Source organism: Brevibacterium sp. CFH 10365, from assembly GCF_009299785.1.
GTDB lineage: Bacteria > Actinomycetota > Actinomycetes > Actinomycetales > Brevibacteriaceae > Brevibacterium > Brevibacterium limosum.
In genome coordinates, this window is sequence record NZ_VIGO01000003.1 from 158,198 (window position 1) to 176,542 (window position 18,345).

Below are 18,345 nucleotides of genomic sequence, written 5' to 3' on the forward strand. Positions count from 1 at the left end.
CCGGGTCGGAACGATACCGAACCCGGTCGGCGACCAGCCGTTCGTCCTAGTCAGAAAGGAGCAGCACCGGTCGTGCCCGACAGCGGATACGGCGCTGCCCAGTCAGTTTCGTCCTCGTCTGCTGGCGCGAACTCTCCCTTGGGTTCGAACGCTCGCTGGGATTCGAGCGCCTCCTCGGACTCGAAGGAGGCAGTTCTGAATTCGGGTTCGAAGATCGACGACCACTCACCAGCTTCATTGCGAACCTCGGGGGCGTACACCCCAAGCCACCAATCCGGCTCCTCGTCGAGCTCGTCATCCAGGGGATACGGCAGGTAGAACTCCTTGCGCTTCGGGTCCGGCCGGAGACGACGATGCGAGACCTGCCAGACGATCTGCTTGACCACCCTGTCGTCGACCTCGAGGTAGTCGGCCGTCGCTGAGATCAGCTCGAGCACCTCGTCGTCCGTCATCCGAGGGAAGCTGCCAAACGGCCTGTCGAAGAATCCTCTCACCCGGTAGCCGATCTCGAAGTGATCGGACCCCGCGACCATGAGCAGTGCCCGCCAGGAGATCCCCGACTTCTGGCTCGGCAGTTCCTTCCAGGCACGGGCCACCTCGTTGGCATGCCGCCCGGTCGACGGTTCGTCACCGACCGCCGCGAGGAGGTCGTCGACGGTGTCGATGCCGTGATCGGCCATCACCCGTGTGGCACGGTCGACGACCTCGGCTCTGAGCATCGCCCCGGGTTGGGTATGGGCGGGTTTGAGGTTGCAGATCACCTCCCGCGCCCACCGCTCAGATCCTCCGGCCGCGGCGATCGAATAGCGCAGCGACTTCGCACCGTCGGCACCGCCATGCCTGGCGGTGTACCGGTCGACGACGTTGTCGATCGCGGTCGGATGGGAGCCCGTCATGAAGAGCGCGTCGAGGATGCACAGCGCGAGGCTGTTCGGGTAACTGATCGAGCGCGGCCGCCCACTCTCATCGAGGAACTCTTCGCAGCGATACGCCAGGCTGCGGATGCTTCTGGTCTTGATCTCCATTGTTCTGACCTTCCGTCATGCGCCGCACCCTGCGACGCGCCGCTTCCGACTCCGATGGCGGAAGCATGAGACGAACATTAGACGAAGGCACTGACATAGCCTGCTCGCCACAGAATCGAATATCAGTAATTTATGAGTTCACCTGCGACAACAGAAAATCTCGAAATACAGCGCACCCACCGATCCCGCCTCGCTGCGGACACCGAAGTGGGAGCTGCAGGCAACCCCAGCCTTGGCAGTCATGATGGCCTCTGGCATTGTGGAGCCATGAGCACAGAAGAGATCATCATCGACGGACCCCTGGTGCGCGCGACGCGGGCACTCTGCCAGGTCGCGGCCAAGCATGTGGCGGACAAGGCCGAGATCGAGAAGTCCGAACTCAAGGACTATGAGAAGGGGATCACCGACCTCACCGCCGAACAGGAGCGTCGACTCGTTCTCGCGCTCGAGCAGTACGGCGCACGGTTCATTCCCGACGGCAAAGAGGGCGGCTACGGCATTCGCCTGAAGTTCAGCCGCGCCAAGGTCCGGGCGATCGAACGCTGGGAGGACGAAGGCGGCACCCCCGGCGCCGATGACGTCTGAACACACTCGCGACGACCGGACAGCCGCCTCGGCGCGGGGAATCCCCGTTCCGAAATCCTGGCAAGACGACTGTGGCCTCGAACCTGCTCGATGCAGGTTCGAGGCCACAGGTGCATCCGTCGGCACCGAGCAACCACCTCGGCGACGTTCGAAGTCACCGGCGGATATCGCCGGTGAAGATCAGTTCTTGCCGATGAACTCGAGGTTGTCGACGACGCGGTTGGAGAAGCCCCACTCGTTGTCGTACCAGGCGACGACCTTGACGTGCTTGCCGTCGACGCGGGTGAGGGCTGCGTCGAAGATCGACGAGGCGGCCTGTCCGACGATGTCGGACGAGACCACGGGTTCGGTCTCATAGTCGAGGATGCCCTTGAGTTCGCCGTCGGCGGCCTTCTTATAGGCGTCGAGCACCTCGTCGCGGGTGACCTCACGGGACACGGTCGTGTTGATCTCGACGATCGAACCGACCGGGACGGGCACGCGGATGGCATCGCCGCTGAGTTTGCCGTCGAGCTGCGGGAGGACGAGGCCGATGGCCTTGGCCGCACCCGTCGAGGTCGGGATGATGTTCTCGGCGGCGGCACGGGACCGGCGGGGATCCTTGTGGGGACCGTCCTGGACCATCTGGTCACCGGTGTAGGCGTGGACGGTGGTCATGAATCCCTGCTCGATTCCGGCGAGGTCGTCGAGGACCTTGGCCAGCGGGGCCAAGGCGTTCGTCGTGCAGGAGGCGTTGGAGATCACGGTGTGCTCGGGCTTGTAGGCCTCGCTGTTCACGCCAAAGGCAAGGGTGACGTCGGCACCCTTCGAGGGAGCGGAGACGAGGACCTTCTTCGCGCCGGCGGTGATGTGGGCGCGGGCCTTTTCGGCCTTGGTGAAGCGTCCGGTGGATTCGAGCGCGATGTCGATGTCGAGCTCGCGCCAGGGCAGTTCGGCCGGATCCTTCTTCGCGAAGACCTTGATGGTCTTGCCGTCGATGACGAGGGAATCTTCGGTGGCCTCGACGCTGTGGTCGAAGCGTCCGAGGGTGGTGTCGAACTTCAGCAGCCGAGCGAGATCGTCGACGGGGCCGAGGTCGTTGATGGCAACGACCTCGAGCTCGCTGCCGCGCTCGATCAGGGCCCGCAGGGTGCTGCGTCCGATGCGACCGAAACCATTGATGGCGATGCGAGTCAATGTCACTCCTTGTACACGTTGAACACGGGATTCGTCTTGATATCTCCATCATGGGCGATCTGCACGCGCGGCAACAGTGGCCAGACAGACAATCTACGCAAGGTTCTCGCCAGTTGTATTGCCAGATGCCGAAAGTTTCTCGCCACTGTGATCTGGGTCGCCGAAAAGGAACGAAGGAGGCCCGGAAATGTGGTGCGGAAGGGCGTCTTCTCAGCCCTGGAAGGAGTGACGGTAATCGTTCGGGGAGGTCGAGAGGATGCGTTGGAAGTGCATGCGCAGATTCGCACCCGTTCCGAGTCCCACCTGGTCAGCGATCTGTTCGATGCCCAGGTCGGAGTTCTCCAAGAGCTCCCTGGCGAGGTCGACTCGGGCTCTGAGCACCCATTGCATGGGCGTATAGCCGGTGTCTTCGACGAAACGTCGGGAGAAGGTGCGCACGGAGACTCCGGCGTTGGCGGCGAGGTCACGCAGGGTGATCTTCTCGCCGATGTGCTGCAGCACCCATTCGCGGGTGTCGGCGAAGTCTTCGCCGAGTGGGTCGGGCACGCTGCGCGGAACGTATTGCGCCTGGCCCGCGCTGCGGTAGGCGGCGGCGACGAGGCGCCGGGCGACCTGGTTGGACAGGCCGACTCCGTGATCGCTGCGGATGAGGTGGAGGCACAGATCGATCGCCGAGGCTGCTCCGGCCGAGGTCAGCAGCTGTCCTTCGTCGATGAAGAGGACGTTCTCGTCGACCTTGATCGAGGGGAACCGTCGTGCGAGTTCCTTCGCCGTCGACCAGTGTGTGGTGGCTCGTCGTCCCACGAGCAGTCCCGTGCGCGCGAGGACGAAGGTGCCGGTGGAGATCGCGGCGATCCGCGTACCGCGTTCGAAGGCCGAGAGCAGGGCCCCGACGACCGAGGCGGGCGGTTCTTCCGCCACCGCCGAGGTGGCACCTGGCAGGATGACTGTGTCCGCGGTCTCCAGCGCCTCGAGTCCCTGGTCGACGGAGTAGTCGAGCCCGTCCGATCCGGTGATCCTGCCTGCGGTGATGCCGCAGACCTCGACCTCGTAGGGCCAGATCCCGGTGGGGACTGCCGTGGGCCGGTCTTGGATCGCCGGCGGCACCTCGGCTCGGGTGCGGGCAGTGGCGGCATTCGACTCACGGCCGAAGACCTGGACGGGGACACCGAGGTCCATGGCAGACACCCCGTCCAACGCCAGCACGAGGATACGGTGCGGGCGGGAACGGGGTGTTCTGCGCGGAAGGGTGCGGGGCTCGTCAGTCATGATCGCCTCTCAGTCTAGGCAATCGGGACTCACCCCGGGGCGAACTCAGTGCTCGTGGACCCCGGTGAACTTGAAGCCCAGACGACCGTGGACGAAGGCTCCGCCGGCGCGGATCGCCGAGGCGGTCCAGGCGGTCTCGGCCAGTTCGGTCTCCGAGGCGCCGGCCTTGACGGCGGCATTCGAGTGTGCGTCGATGCAGTAGGCGCACTGGGTGGTCAGGCCGACGGCGTAGGCGATGAGCTCGCGGTACTTCAGCGGGATCTCGCGGCCTTCTGCGGCGAAGACGGCGTCGTTGAATCCGCCGAACGCCTTGAGGATGTCGGGCGTGGTCTCTTTGTAGGCCTTGTCGTACTTCGCGTCGTTCTCGCGGTCGAAGAAGTCGGACATCGTGATGCCTCCTGTGATCGGTGTCATTCCGATCCTCACGCTACCGATATCGTTCCTCGGCCGCACCGGTTTCGTCATATGAGGACACCGCTTGTCCTCTTGGGTGGCTCCGCCTCGATCATCCGCGCTGTTTCGCGCCGGATCTGCAGATCTTATCTGCCCGCTGGAGAAACTCGCGGCACGGGCTCAGTAGAGCGCGTTCTGACCGATGAGGGGCGCCGGGGCGGGCGGGGCAACGGGCTGTGGTTGCGGCGCCGCCGGCGATTCCGGAACGATCGGGGCCGCCGGGGCAGGAGCGACTTGTGCTTCGGCCGACGCCGCAGGTTCGACTGTCACTGTTTCGACGTGCGCCGCGGGTCCGGCTTCGGCGGCCATCGCCTCGGCGGTCTCAGTTGCGGGTGTGCCGAAGCTCTGCTCGTTGGGTCCCGCAGTCGGCACGGCAGATGGAGCAACGGGGGCACCTTCTCGGGAAGTCGCCTCGGTGGGTGCAGGGGAAGCGGGTTCCGACGGGATCGGCGGGACCGCCTCGGCGATGGCCTCGAACATGGCCAGAGTGCCGTGCTGGGCGGCGAGGCTCACCGGTTCGGGGTCGCTCGAGAGCTTGATGCCGACGGTCTGCGTGGCGCGGTCGATGTAGAGCATCTGCCCGTGGATGCCGATGCCGATGACTACGTCGCGGTCGGCCGAGGGCAGCCAGAACTGACTGCGGTACATTCCGCCCGGATACGAGCGTCCCGACGGGGATGCGGCGAAGACCTTCGCGGAGTCCTCGGCACCGGTGAAGATGTCATCGACCCATTCCGCCGAGAGCACGCGTTCGCCGCCCGAGGTCGTGCCGCCGCGGGCGATCATCTCGCCGAAGCGGGCGAGGTCACGCAGGGTGGCGCTGATGGCACCGTCGGCGATCGACCCGCCCCACCGGTCTTGGCAGACCTGGGCGGCATGGGCGGCGCCGATCTGCGACCACACGTATTCGCTGGCGACGATGGAGAACGGCTGGCCGGTGACCGCCTCGGCGATCCAGGCGAGCACATCGGTTTCGCAGCTGCGGTAGACGAACGCCGTTCCGTGGTCGCGTTCGCTGGTCAGCCCGGTGAGGAAGTCCTTGATCCCCTTCGCCGAGGTGGCTGTCCGGGGCGCGAAATCGACCGCTTCGAACAGGGCTCGGATCTCTGAGCCATCCTCGAGGTATTCCTCGGAGAACTTGATGCCCGAGCGCATGTCGAGCAGGTCGCGGATGGTCGCTCCCGCGTAGCCGCTCTTCGCCAGGGCAGGGACATGCGTGGTGACGAGGTCTGTGGGGCGCAGCAGTCCGGCGTCGGCGAGGGCACCGATGACGGTGGCGACAATGGATTTGCTCACGGAGAAGAGCATGTGCTGGCGGGCCGGCTTCATCGGCCACGCGTATTCCTCGGCCAGGGCGACCCCATTGCGGGTGACGAGCCACGCGTCTGTATGGGTATTGGCCAGCACGTCGCCGACGGTGGCCCAGTCCTCGTCGATCGCCGGCCATTTCTCACGGTCGACGGCCAAGGGGCGGAAATCGTTGTCTTCGGTGACGAATTCGCGCACCGGTCCGATGCCCCGCGGGATGCCGCCGGTCGGGAAGATCTCCTGCATCCGGGTCAGCGCGAAGGCGAAGAACTCCGACCACTTCCAGGTGTCGAGGTCGATGCTCTCGAGCACCGCTTCGGAGGGGTCGACGATGGCGTCTTCGCTCGCCGATGCGAGCTCCCCGACGTGCGGGAGAGTGATATCCGGCGCCGAGGCGGGACTGTCGGATCCGTCGGGCGTACCGGGCTCGTCGGGCATGCCGGGCTCGCCGGGCGCAGCTGCTGCAGAGGGGCCAGGCACACGAGAGCCCGTTGTGCCGGCCGCGTCGGGGGCAGTCTCTGCCGCGGCTGATTCAGCATTGCCACGGGCAGTCTTCTCAGGTCGTTCGGCACCGACATCCGAGCCGGTGCCGATGCCTCTGGTGTTGCCGGAGAGCGCACCGATACGACGGTTCGGCGAGGTCACCGGGCGGGGCGGAAACGACTCGTCCTCGCCTGCCATGTCACCTCCACTGTCTCGGTCCGAACGTCTCTGCGAATGCGCGGGACTGTCCCGATGCGCAGGGAACAGACTACCTGGAGGAGGTGAAACTCCGTAGTCGAAACAGGTCGATCCGGGCGACATCGTATGAATCGCGCGGGCGCTCTGAAGTCCTCACCAGGTGCGATGATACAGATCATTACCAATCAGTTATTCACCTGACATCTGGGCGGAACAACTGGGCGGATCCGGGCCGGCGAGGCGGCAGGGCCCCGAGCTCCTCCCTGACACCTCTCATGTGTCGACGACGGCCCACATCGTGCTCGTGTCCTCATTCGTCGCGATGACGAAACGCCCGCTCGAGCTCTGGTCGGAATAGTCCCCGGCCGGATGGTCGCTGACCGGTTTGCCCGTCTTCGCGTCGAAGAACGTCGTCTTCTTGTTGTCGGTGACGACGATCAGCCCGAGGTCCGGCAGAATCCCCTGCCCGCCCCAGCGGCCCGTTTCGCCTTCTTCTTTCAGCCTCGGCCCGTCTGTCGTCCACACTGTTTTGCCGGTGGCCGCGTCGAGTGCGGCGATTCCGTCCCGTGGGGCCGGCACGACGACGAGTGTCTGATCGCCGTGGTCGACCGGCTCCCACTGCGGACCGCCGAGACCGCCGATGACAGCGACTGCGGCCTCGGGAGCGTCTGCATGCCACCCGTCGACGGCGCCGTCCGATCCTTGGTACTTCACCGCCGAGGCGAACAGCTGGGTCTGCAGGCACGCCGGCTTCCCTTCGGCCGTGAAGCGCAGTTCGGTGCTGCACACGGCGTCGAAGGTGTCTTCCATGCTCACGTCGGCGGAGTGTTCGGCGGCTGCCATCGTGGCCGAGTCGGATGCCTTCAGATCTGCGGGGACGCTCAGTTTCGCCGTCCGCGTCACTGCTGAGCTCATCGGGTCGTCGGGTTCCGTGGATCCGTAGACGTAGGTCAGGCTGCTGGGATCGGCCGTCGGGTACACGGTGAAGTAGTCGCCTCCGGCGTCGTTGATCTCGCGCGCCTCGGTGATGGGGATCGACCCGTGCGTGCCGTTGTCGAAGGAGATCCGCGTGATCATCGACTCATCGCCGTCCATCCAGGACATGATCCCGGTTTTCCGGTCTGGCGCCAGTTCGAGGAGGCGACCGCCGAAGGTCCGTCCGTCCTCACCGACCGACAGTGCCGGCCAGGCTTCCTTCCCCGTTTCCGGGTCGAGCGCATACAGGACGATGTCCCCTTCGGCTGAGGGTTCACAGTTCTCCTCGGAGTCCATCCAGATGTTCTCGAGGAGGATGAGGTCACCCTCGCCGAGGTGGCTGCCCCCGCTCGTCGACTGTGATCCGAAGGATTGGGCCGGGCGACAGGAGCCAGCGCTGCCGGGGAGGTCGAAGGACCAAACTTCCTGACCGTCGGCCCACGAGTAGGCGGTGGTCGTACCCGAGTAGTCGTGGACGATGATGCTCTCGCCTGCCGAGTAGGCTTCAGTGCCACCTCCGTCGTCTTCGTTGGTGTTGGAGTCGATGCTCCACTTCTCGTCGCCCTCGGCGTCGACGACTCGCAGCTTCTGGCTCATCCAGTCTCCGACGAGCGCCAGGTCCGCTCCGTTGTCGGTGATCACCGAGGCATAGTAGTCGAGCTCGACCGGCTCGGCCAGGGTCGGGGTTGTCGTCGGCGACGGTGTCCCCTCCGGCTCGCCGGCTCCGTCACTGCAGCCGCTCAATGCCACCAAGCCCGCCGCTGCGACCGCTGCCCACATCCGCTTCATGATGCGTTTCTCCTGCTCATACCCCGATTCATAGCTCGATCATATGCGGCGATCCCTCCGTCTCACTCCATGGGTAGTCCGATCAGACATCACCCGCTCATCGGACAGCGGACTTCTCCAGCAAAAATGGGTCGCTATCGGATACTTTCTGCGCTCAGAAGTATCCGTTAATGACCTAGGTTCGTGGTGTTGCCAGGCGGCTGTAGACGGAGCCGGCTAGATAGCTTCGACGTACAATGACCCTGAGAACTGGGATGTCAACGTCGATTCCCTGTTCAGCATGATGAGGACAGAGATATGAAGATTCTCGCGCACGCTTTCACCATGGTCCCACGGATGATCTAGCTGGTGCAGTTTCCGCCCACGTAGCGGGCGGGCTCAACGTCTATTGGCGGCCTGATCCGCGGACTGCGCTTTTGGGAGTCAACGACCGCGCCTGCGTAATGGTTGAAGACGACTCATCCGAAATGGCGCTAGGGTCAGGTCCGGTACTGCTGGTCAACGATGTAGCGACGATCAGCCAGGATGACGCCGCCTCTTGGATCATTTCACCAGTAGAGGTGCCGGTCGGCAATTATGCCGCATCACGCCGGGAAGGAATCATCCTCCGATACCTTGACCTGACGAGGCTGGAGGACGCCGTTCCGCGAGCCTGGTTCGGAGACGCACTCGATGAGCGAACGACCTGAGCTGAGCCATGAGAAATGATTCGGGAGTTTCTACCTTGAAGACCACGGGAATCACTTTGCAGGTCTACGTGCCGACCGACGAGACCGCCGCAGCGCGATCGTTCTACAGTTCGCTGTTTGGTCGCGAGCCGGAGTTCGAGCCTCACGACGACTTCTTCGAGTGGTCGCCAATCGCCGGCCAGGAATGCTGGTTTCAGGTGTCGGGGAAAGACCAAGCACCCCCATTGCTCAATAGGGTCCGCTTTCGTGTACTCGATCTGGGCGAGACATTGTCGTTTCTCGACTCCTCCGGGATAGAGCGGTCCGAACCGACACAGCTGCCTGGTGTCGTCGCCTTTGTTGACTTCGCAGACCCCTGGGGCAATCAGCTCGGCTACTACCAAGACTTGGTTCCGAGCGGACAACAAGCCGAATACCCAGGGACCTCGGTCAACGATGAAGCGCAGTTCACTCGGTTCGCAAAAGAATAAACGAACTCGGCAAGCGTGCGAGACTCACCTGATTCTCGGCGGAGACTGCAAGAAACGCCCAGCCCCTAAACCAGCCCTTGATCCTCCGCAACGCGGATCGCGCGGGCCCGCGAATCCACACCGAGCTTCGTGAACACGTTGACGAGGTGGCTCTTCACGGTCGCCTCGGTGACGAAGAGCTCCTGGGCGATCTGTACGTTCGAGGCCCCTGTGGCCAGCAGTTTCACGACATCGCGCTCCCGCCGAGTCAGCTTCGGACTGGGATTGCGCATCGCTGCGAAGACCTTCGACGAGATCTCCGGCGGCATATAGGTCTCCCCCTTCGCCGCCTTCTCGATCGCCGTCGAGATGTCACCCGGGTCGATGTCCTTGAGCAGGTACCCCGAGGCCCCGGAATTGATCGCGGCGATGATCTCCGAGTCGAGATCGAAGGTGGTGAGAATGAGCACCGCCGGTGGATTCGGCTTCGCTCGCAGCCGCTTCGTCACTTCGATGCCGTCGATCCCCTCCCCCAGTCGCAGGTCGCAGAGGACGACGTCAGGGTCGAGCTCGTCGACGATCGTCAGCGCTTCCTCGCCGCTGCCGGCCTCACCGACGACGGCGATATTGTCCGGCGCCTCGATGACGGACTTCAGACCGGCCCGCACGACCGGGTGGTCGTCGACGAGTATGACTCGAATGCTCATGCCTTTTCTCCGGTGTCGGTGTTCTCGCCCGTGACCTCGCCCTCGCCGAGGCTGCCCGCCGAATCCGCGTCCGTGACCTCGGTGCGTGTTCCCTCTCCTTCACCGAGGCGGCTCTCACTGCCGTTCCTCGTGCCCTCGACGGCGCCGCCGAGTCCCTCACCCCGGGTGTGCAGCTGTGATTGGCTGGGCAGGGTGGCGGAGATCGCGAAGCCGGCTCCCTGACTCGATTCGATGACGAGTTCACCGCCGAGTTCGCGCATTCTGGAGCCGATGAAGTCGAGACCGAAGCCCGATTCCGGATTCCGCTGCCGATTGTGCGGATCGGCCATCCCGACCCCGTCGTCGACGATGTCCATTCTGATCGCCCCGTCGAGATCCATGAGGCTGACCATCACTCGTGTGGCCTGCGAGTGCTGCCGGACATTGGCCAGCGCCGACTGTGCGGTCCGCAGCAGCGCCACCTCCACCTCGGCGGACAGGGTCGGCAGGGTCTCGTCGACATCGAGGCTGCCGCGGATCGAACTGTCGTCCTCGAGACGGGCGAGTAGCCGACGGATGGCCGCGGTCAGCGCCCCGTCCTCGAGTTCGGCCGGGGCGAGGGCGGCGATGATGCGCCGGACGTCCCGGGAACTCTGCGCGGCGAGATCCTCGACCTGGGCGAGCACCTGACCGGCGTGATCATCGGTGGTGCGTTCCGCCTCGGCGTGGGCGATGAGACGGATCGACGAGATCGACTGCGCGATCGTGTCGTGGATATCGCGGGAGACGCGGGTGCGTTCCTGGATCTCGCCGGCGTGCCGCTGGGTCAGGGCGAGTTCGTCCTGGAGGTCGAGCAGGTTCTGATGGGCCAGTTCGAGAGAACGCAGCAGCTCCTCCCTGCGGCGGCCCTCGCGCAGCAGTTCGATGTAGCCGCGGGAGAGCCCGAGGGCGAAGACGGCGCCGATGAGGGAGCCGATGATGCTCGGCGTCGGCACCTGCCCGTAGTGGGCGAGCGGGGCGACGATGGTCGCGATGTAGGTGAGTGCGGTGAAGACGATGGCGATGCGCAGGGAGAAGAGGTGACCGGCGAGCAGCCAGAGGAGGAAGGCGACCCAGATGAACTCGGCGGAGACGAGCAGGGTGCACAGCCAGGCAGCGGCGAGGACGATCAGCCACCATTTCGCGAGCACGAGCGCTCCGGTGCGGGCGGCACGGACGGCGCCGAGGGCGTACCAGGCGAGGAAGACCACGCTCACGGTGATCGCGGCGAGCATCGGGGCCCCAGTGGTCACGGCGCGCAGGCAGGAGATGATCGTAAGGACGAGCGCGATGGCGTGCTGGCCGATCTCCATCGTCCGCTCTGTCCACTTGCGCGCGCCCACGCCGCCACCTTCCTGCAGATCCGCCTCGGCGGCCAGGTGGCCGAAGCGATGCTGTTCCAAACTCACGATTCTCTCCCTGCCAACTCAACCACATCCCGGGCTGCTGCGGTATGACAAGCGCGAGGCTCGGGGGACGAGTCTCCTCGTCGCCCGAGCCTCGCGTCTCAACACCGGCGTGGCCGTGGTGTCGGGCGGGCCTTGCGCGGGCTCCTCATTCGAGGTGCGGCTCGACGCCTCCCCGCCCCGGCATTCGGTTTCAGTGCCTGCCGTGGTGCGAGTCGAAGCCGCTGATCGCGTGTTCCTTCTCGGCGAGCAGGTGTGTCGGCTCCGAGTCGACAGCCGATCCGTCGAACTCACCGGCACCGGCTGCGCGGCCGGCATCACCCGCCTGTTCGGCGCTCACCGAACCGGCATCGGCCGCGGCGCCACCCCGACCGAAGTGGGTGATCGACGTGTTCGGCCACCAGATCCGATTGCCGACGAGCCCGAAGATCGAGGGCACGATGACGGTGCGCACGATGATCGTGTCGACGAGCACGCCGACTCCGACGATGAGGCCGAGCTGGCCGAGCACCATGAGCGGCAGCATACCGAGGGCTGCGAACACTCCGGCCAGGACGATGCCGGCGCTGGTGATGACACCGCCGGTGTGGGCGACGGCTTCGATCATGCCCTGACGTCCCCCGTGGAGGACGGCCTCCTTCTTCGCTCGGTGGGCGAGGAAGATCGAGTAGTCGATGCCGAGCGCCACGAGGAAGAGGAATGCGAGGATCGGCACCTGCGCATCGAGTGCGGACTGTCCGAAGATCGTCCTCGACAGGAACGCGCCGAGGCCGATCGCCGCAGCCGAGGACACCACGTTGACGAGCAGCAGGGTGAACGCCGCGATGGGGGCGCGGAGGATGCCGAGCAGGATGATGAAGCTGATCGCCAGGATCATCGGGACGATCGTGAAGAAGTCCGTCTGGTTTCCGTCGCGCGCGTCGAGCTCCGTAGCCGCGGCACCGCCCACCTGGGCGTTCGCTCCGTCGATGGCGTGGACGTCGCTGCGGATGTCCGCGACGAGGTCGAGGCCCTTCGCACTGTCGGGTTCGTAAACGCCTGTGACCATGATCTTCGTGACCGAGGTGCCGTCGATGTTGGTGTCCTCGATCGCCGAGGCGCGGACGACGCCATTCATATCACTGACCGAATCGACGACGTCATCCGCGTGGTCGGTGTCGGCGAGGATCCAGATCGGCTGGGATTCGCCGGGCGGGAAGTGGTCGGCCAGCACGTCGAGGCCCTGCGCCGATTCGGACTGGACCCGGAACTTCTCGGTCTGGTCGAGGCCGATCGAGGCGCCGATGAAGCCGGTGGCCATGACGCCGAGGATGACGATTCCGGCACCGAGGTGGAGCCCGGGTCGGCGGACCACGCGAGTGGCGATGGTGCGCCAGATCGAGGGCTTGGCCGCCTCGGCGAGGGTGAGCTCCTCCTCCGAGCTCCGCTCGAGCGTCGGGATGAAGGGCCAGAACATCTTCTTGCCGCAGATCGCGAGCACGGGCGGCAGGGCGAACAGCACGGCGGCTGCGGAGATGAGGAGGCCGACGGCCGCGGTGATGCCCAAGCCGCGGGTGCCGGGGATGATCGCGAAGACGAGGCTGAGCAGGGACAGGACGACGGTGAGGTTCGAGGCGAGGATCGTCGTCGCGGTATGCGTCCAGGCCTCGGCGAGCGCGACGCGGTGGTCGGCGAAGCGGCGCAGCTCCTCGCGGTAGCGGGAGATGAACAGCAGTGCGTAGTTCGCGCCGGCGCCGAAGACGAGGACGCTGATGATGCCCGCGTCGAACTGCAGTTCGAGCCAGTCGCCGACGGCCGCGGTCACGGTTGAGGCGAGTCCGTCGGCGGTGCCGATGACGATGAGCGGCAGCAGCCACAGGATCGGCGAGCGGTAGGTGACTATGAGCAGGAGTGCGACGATGACGATGGTGACGATGAGCAGGGTGAAGTCCGCGCCATTGAACGCCGAGGCGATGTCGGCGCCGATCGCGGGACCGCCGGTGACCAGCAGGGACACACCATCGTCTGTGAGTCCGGAGGCGGTCGGGTCGTCGGCGATGGCGGTGCGCAGCTCGTCGACGGTCTCGGCGGTGTCCGAATTCGTCAGACCCACCGTGATCGGCACCATGAGCAGCGCGGCCTGCTTGTCGTCGCTGAGGATCGGCCCAGTCACGGTTTCGGTGGATTCGTCACCGACGGAGTCGCCGAGCGAACCGCCGAGCGTCTTCAGTTCGGCCTGGTCGTCGGCGGACAGTTCGGATCCGTCCTGGTTCGAGGCCACTACCATGACGGACTGCTTGTCCGCCTCGGGGAATCTGTCGAGGATCTTCTGTGCCTGAGTGGATTCGGAGTCGGCCGGTGCGGTTTCGTTGGCCCTGTCCTCCCCTGCCCCGGACAGGAGTCCGAAGATCAGAGCGACGAGGACGACGATTCCGCCGAGGACGAGCCACGAACCGCGCTTCGATGTCAGCGTATGTGCGGTTTTCGCCAGTGGTGAGTTCATGACTCCAGTCCATCAATCTAAGGAGTCACACACATCGCCTGTGAGTTCGGATTCGATCTGCAACTTTCGATGGAGAAAACGCGCTGACCAGCTATAACGTTCGCTTCCTCGATGGAGGCCGCGATCGAGTTTCGCGGGCCTCAGACCAGTTCGGCGCCTGCGGACTCCATCTCTGCCAAAGCGGCCCGCGATGAGTCCTCGCCGACTCCGGCGACGAGGTCGGTGAAGACACGAACCAGCACCCCCGAGCCTACTGCGTCGAGGACGGAGGCGCGTACGCAATGGTCGGTGGCGATGCCGACGACGTCCGCCTCGGTGATGGTGAGATCGCCCAGCAGCTCGCCGAGGCGGCTCCCCGTCTCCGTGATTCCCTGGAAAGCCGAATAGTCGGGTTTGCCTTGGCCCTTGCGGACCTCGTGGGTGATGGGAGCGGTGTCGAGCAGCGGGTCGAAAGCCGCACCGTCGGTGTCTGCGACGCAGTGGACGGGCCAGGAATCGACGAAGTCCGGGGTGTCGCTGAAGTGGCCGCCGTTGTCATTGTCGACATCGTGCCAGTCGCGGGAGGCGATGACGGCATCGTAGTCCCCGGCGTGGGCGGAGAGGTAGGCGCTGATGCCTTCAGCGACAGCGTCACCTCCGGTCACGCCGAGCGCGCCGCCTTCGGTGAAGTCGTTCTGGACATCGACGATGAGGAGTGCCTTGGCCATGTCTCGAGCATAGGCGCTTCTGCGCGGAATTCCAGGGGTGTGGCGGATCGGGAGGGTAGAGCGATTCGTGTCGGCGCGGATCAGCCGGTGGGTTTGTCGGCGAACCAGTAGAACTGGGAGAACTGCTGCGAACGCCCCAGCCCCAGATCGCCCTTGGCGAAGCGACGGACCTCTTTGACCATGCTGCTCTCCCCCGCCGCCCAGACGTACAGTCCGGCGGTATCGAGGTCGAGTCCGCGCAGGTGATCGGCCACAGGTCTAACCGTTCGATGTTGCGGGGCCGCGGCGTGATTCACCCAGTGCCATGTCGCGTTGGGGTGCTCGGACTGCGGGAGCCCTGTCACCTCGGCCGGGTCGGCGGTGATCGCCACGGTGATGGCAATGTCGGCGGGGACGGCTTCGCACCAGGAATTGATGGCCGGGAGCGCGGTGAGGTCCCCCACCAGGAGTAGGTGGGAGGTGTCGTCGGGCAGGTCGAGACGGGCCGGGGTAAGAGCGGCTTCGATGGTGTCACCTGGGCGGACATGCGCCGCCCAGCGGGCCGCGGGACCGATGTCGGCGTTGGATTCCGCCCGGACCGGGTCTGACGAGGCTGCCGGGTCCGCCGAATCGGCTTCGCCGAGGTCACCGTGGAGGACGAAGTCGAGGCTGAACGTCCCGGCTTCGAGGTCGACGGCCGAGAAGGTGTAGCCGCGTTGGCTCAGGTGGCCTTCACCCTTCTCCGGATGCGGGAACCACAGACGGGTCCACAGCGTTGGGAAGACCTCATCGAGCTGGGTCAGCAGCTCGGGACCGGAGAAATGGATCCGCCGGTAGGTCGGCGTGAAGTCCTTGACCCCGGTGACGACCACTTCGTGATTCGTGATGCGCATCAGCCGCATCACGCCGCGCTGCCAGTTGACCATTCGCTCCACCCATCGTTCGCAAGTCTTTGCTTAGCCTACCCTAAGCATTTGACGACGGGTGTGTGAGTCAGCGGATCAGACGCTTCGGGATGGGCGTATACGTGGAGTGGATCAGACCCATCGGAACTGGTGCATCAGTGGAGTGGATCAGACCCAGCCTCGAGCTTCGAAGATGCAGTGGTAGATCTCGCGGACTACGGCCTGCTTGCGGGCGTTGTAGCCCATGACCGTCTCCCCGACCGCGTTTGATTCCGCGGCCGAGGTCCGCTTCACCGACTGGTAGGCCCCGCGCTCGCCCGCATGCTCCCGCAGCCGATCTCGGAAGAGCCGCATCCGTGCCACTTCCGCGCACCGGGGTCCGAAGACGTGGAGATTGCATCCCGGCTGCCCGGGATCCGAGTCGAGTTGTTTGAACATCCGATGCTCGTACCAGACGGGTTCGCGGAGGGTGAGACCGGATCCCGCTTCGGCGAGCGCGGGGACATAGTCGTCTTCGGCAGAGGGGTCGGCGACGACGAGGGCGATGTCGATGATCGGCTTCGCGGGCAATCCCGGCATTGAGGTGGACCCGACGCGGTCGATGCCGCCGAACGCACCGCTCGGGGTCAGCGCGCCGCGGATCTGGTGGGCCGCCTCGGCGAATTGGTCGGCCCAGGCGGGGTCGTGGTCGACGATCTCGATCGCGGCCGACGGCTCGGTCGGTCGCGTCCAGAGCTCGGGATCTTTGACGTCGTTGAAGGTGATGATGTCAGCGATAGCGGCTGACTGACATCGGATCGGCGGACACACCGCCCGCGGCATTCTGCGCGGAGGCGCCATCGGCGGACGGCTGTGTCATGCCTCAGGCCTGCTTGAGGGCGCGCTTTTCGGCCTTCTTTGCAGCCTTCCTGGCAGCCTTGGCGGCCGCTTTGTCGATGGCCTTCTGGTTCTCACCGGCTCCGATGAGGAGCAGCAGTCCGCCGAGCGCGGCGAGGTTCTTCGAGAACTGGGTCTGGTGAGCCTTCGCCTCTCCGCCTTCCATCTCCCAGAAGGAGTGTCCGGCGAGCGTAGTCGGAATGAGGGACCCGGCGAGTGCGAGTGCCGAGAGGCGCGGCTTGATTCCCAACAGCAGGGTGGTGCCGGCGAGGATCTGGACGCCGCCGTTGATGCGCACGAGCAGCTCGTTGTCATCGGGCAGCCCGGGCACGTATTCGCGGATGGTGTCCAGGGTCGACTCGGCCATCGCCGCCTTGCCTGCCGGATCAGTGACGGCCGAGTATCCGCCGCTGATGAAGATCGGTGCGGTGAACACGCGTCCGGCGGTCTGCAGCAGCGAAGGTCCGAAGGTCATATGAGGCTCCTGTGAGTTTGGGATTCCGGTTGATCGGGTTTTGAGCCTAGCCGACGCCGGGGCCGAGCCTCAAGATTCGCGGCCGGCCTTCGCCTTGAGGCCCAGCTCCGGCTGCTTGCGGAATTGGCCGGTGACAATGAGTACTGCGATGACGATCGCGGAGATGATCCAGCCTGCGACTCCGAGGAACGCGACAAGTGCCGGATCCGGAGTCGGCGCACCTGCATCGACGAACAGGCCCAGCAACATGGCCCCGCAGCCGTTGAGTGCGGCATGGGCGAATACGGCCGGCCACACGGATCCGGTGCGCAGGCGCAGCCAGCCGAAGAGGATGCCGACCATGATGCAGCCGCCGACCATGAGACCCACACCGGCGATGTCGGGGCGGCCGAAGTTGTAGCCGAGCAGGATGAGCGGTGAGTGCCACAGTCCCCAGACGACGCCGATGGTGAGCAGTGCGGGCCAGGTGCCCAGGGGACGCAGACTGGTGAGCAGCCATCCTCGCCAGCCGAATTCCTCGCCGATCGTGACACCGACATTGGCCGCCGAGCTGACGAACATGAGCAGCAGGTAGATGGCGATGGCAGCGGCAGTCGGCAGTGAGTCCGTGCCGGGGATCGACTCCAGCTGTGCTTTGAACCCGGACAGCCCGTCGAGATCGAGGGCGAGCCATCCGATGGCCGCGCTGCCCAGGTAGCCGAAGACGACGAGCACCATGATTCCGAAGAAGGCGGCGATGGTCATCCCGATGACTCGGCCGAAGCTGCGCACCGGCCAGAAGCCGAAGTAGCGCGGAGCACTGGCCAGGACCTCTCCCCTGGCACGGGCGCGGCGGCGCTGGACGATGGAGGCGATGATGCTCGCGATGAGCGGAGTGAACATCATGGCGCTGCCGCAGGCCAGAAGCAGAACGGGATCTCCGATCCCCTCCGCGGAGAACCACAGCGGCAGGCAGGCCAGCCAAGCGAGCCCGAATGCGGTGACGGCGAAGATGCCGATCTCGAGCCACGGGACCCGGGCGGGCACGACGGCGAGCGGCCGCCCCTTCGCGTCGACATCCTCGGTGGGGACGGACCCGTCGGACGGGGACTCGGTGAGGGTGGACTGGTCGGGCGAGGATGCGGCCGGGCCGGACTCAGCCGGATTCGAACCCGGCGTCTCGGCGGCCGGTCCGGCCACCTCGGCGAATCCCGATTGACTGTGCGTCTGCGTGTTCACGGTTCCTCCTCGTTCCTGCACTGTGATCACCGGTTCGGCGATGGTCCGTGCCTGTGATTCCACGCTATGACCCGCCGTCGTCGGGCACCTCCGCCGCGAGGATGAAATCGTGATCAGCCGCGCGGACGAGGATCGTGCGAACACGCCCCGGGCAGGCAGTTCGGGGCAGACAG

At 65.4% G+C, this 18,345-nt stretch carries 16 protein-coding genes; 2 read left to right on the forward strand and 14 right to left on the reverse strand.

The window, feature by feature from the left end; translation table 11 throughout:
* Positions 1–50: 50 nt before the first annotated feature.
* Positions 51–1,025 carry a hypothetical protein gene (locus FHG09_RS06925; RefSeq protein ID WP_152346927.1) on the reverse strand — a complete coding sequence of 325 codons (975 nt, stop codon included), beginning with the start codon at positions 1,023–1,025 and terminating at the stop codon, positions 51–53.
* Positions 1,026–1,292: 267 nt separating this feature from the next.
* On the opposite strand from FHG09_RS06925, the gene FHG09_RS06930 reads away from it, so the two are divergent.
* Complete coding sequence (locus FHG09_RS06930) at positions 1,293–1,610, forward strand: XRE family transcriptional regulator (RefSeq protein WP_152346928.1); 318 nt, start codon at positions 1,293–1,295, stop codon at positions 1,608–1,610.
* 180 nt (positions 1,611–1,790) lie between these two features.
* Here the strand turns inward: FHG09_RS06930 and gap are convergent, their stop codons facing one another.
* The 5 genes from gap to FHG09_RS06955 form a co-directional block, all read right to left on the reverse strand.
* Complete coding sequence (gap, locus tag FHG09_RS06935; protein WP_152346929.1) at positions 1,791–2,786, reverse strand: type I glyceraldehyde-3-phosphate dehydrogenase; 996 nt, start codon at positions 2,784–2,786, stop codon at positions 1,791–1,793.
* 210 nt (positions 2,787–2,996) lie between these two features.
* Complete coding sequence (locus FHG09_RS06940; protein ID WP_152346930.1) at positions 2,997–4,055, reverse strand: GlxA family transcriptional regulator; 1,059 nt, start codon at positions 4,053–4,055, stop codon at positions 2,997–2,999.
* 45 nt (positions 4,056–4,100) lie between these two features.
* Positions 4,101–4,469: a carboxymuconolactone decarboxylase family protein gene (locus FHG09_RS06945; RefSeq protein WP_227492602.1), complete on the reverse strand. Its 369-nt coding sequence runs from the start codon at positions 4,467–4,469 to the stop codon at positions 4,101–4,103.
* Between the two features lie 159 nt (positions 4,470–4,628).
* Positions 4,629–6,497, reverse strand: a complete 1,869-nt coding sequence (locus FHG09_RS06950) for a serine hydrolase domain-containing protein (protein ID WP_152346931.1) — start codon at positions 6,495–6,497, stop codon at positions 4,629–4,631.
* A gap of 273 nt (positions 6,498–6,770) precedes the next feature.
* Positions 6,771–8,261 (reverse strand): PQQ-binding-like beta-propeller repeat protein, encoded by a 1,491-nt coding sequence (locus FHG09_RS06955; RefSeq protein ID WP_152346932.1) that lies wholly within the window; start codon positions 8,259–8,261, stop codon positions 6,771–6,773.
* 724 nt (positions 8,262–8,985) lie between these two features.
* Between FHG09_RS06955 and FHG09_RS06960 the strand changes: the two genes are divergently transcribed.
* Positions 8,986–9,420 (forward strand): VOC family protein, encoded by a 435-nt coding sequence (locus FHG09_RS06960; RefSeq protein ID WP_152346933.1) that lies wholly within the window; start codon positions 8,986–8,988, stop codon positions 9,418–9,420.
* Between the two features lie 65 nt (positions 9,421–9,485).
* On the opposite strand, the gene FHG09_RS06965 is transcribed toward FHG09_RS06960, so the two are convergent.
* From FHG09_RS06965 to FHG09_RS07000, 8 genes are all read right to left on the reverse strand, one after another.
* Complete coding sequence (locus tag FHG09_RS06965) at positions 9,486–10,106, reverse strand: response regulator (protein WP_152346934.1); 621 nt, start codon at positions 10,104–10,106, stop codon at positions 9,486–9,488.
* Positions 10,103–11,533: a sensor histidine kinase gene (locus FHG09_RS06970; RefSeq protein ID WP_227492603.1), complete on the reverse strand. Its 1,431-nt coding sequence runs from the start codon at positions 11,531–11,533 to the stop codon at positions 10,103–10,105. The genes FHG09_RS06965 and FHG09_RS06970 overlap by 4 nt, the downstream gene beginning before the upstream one ends.
* A 190-nt stretch (positions 11,534–11,723) precedes the next feature.
* Complete coding sequence (locus FHG09_RS06975) at positions 11,724–14,012, reverse strand: MMPL family transporter (protein WP_152346935.1); 2,289 nt, start codon at positions 14,010–14,012, stop codon at positions 11,724–11,726.
* A gap of 140 nt (positions 14,013–14,152) precedes the next feature.
* Positions 14,153–14,719, reverse strand: coding sequence for an isochorismatase family protein (locus FHG09_RS06980; protein ID WP_152346936.1), 567 nt, complete (start codon positions 14,717–14,719; stop codon positions 14,153–14,155).
* Positions 14,720–14,799: 80 nt separating this feature from the next.
* Positions 14,800–15,624 (reverse strand): siderophore-interacting protein, encoded by an 825-nt coding sequence (locus tag FHG09_RS06985; RefSeq protein ID WP_152346937.1) that lies wholly within the window; start codon positions 15,622–15,624, stop codon positions 14,800–14,802.
* Positions 15,625–15,771: 147 nt separating this feature from the next.
* On the reverse strand, positions 15,772–16,413 hold the full coding sequence (locus FHG09_RS06990; RefSeq protein ID WP_227492604.1) for a GrpB family protein: 642 nt from the start codon (positions 16,411–16,413) through the stop codon (positions 15,772–15,774).
* 52 nt (positions 16,414–16,465) lie between these two features.
* The gene (locus FHG09_RS06995; RefSeq protein ID WP_152346938.1) at positions 16,466–16,954 is read right to left on the reverse strand and encodes a DoxX family protein; all 489 of its coding nucleotides are present in this window, start codon (positions 16,952–16,954) and stop codon (positions 16,466–16,468) included.
* Between the two features lie 69 nt (positions 16,955–17,023).
* Positions 17,024–18,172 carry a CPBP family intramembrane glutamic endopeptidase gene (locus FHG09_RS07000; protein WP_227492605.1) on the reverse strand — a complete coding sequence of 383 codons (1,149 nt, stop codon included), beginning with the start codon at positions 18,170–18,172 and terminating at the stop codon, positions 17,024–17,026.
* Between the last annotated feature and the right edge of the window lie 173 nt (positions 18,173–18,345).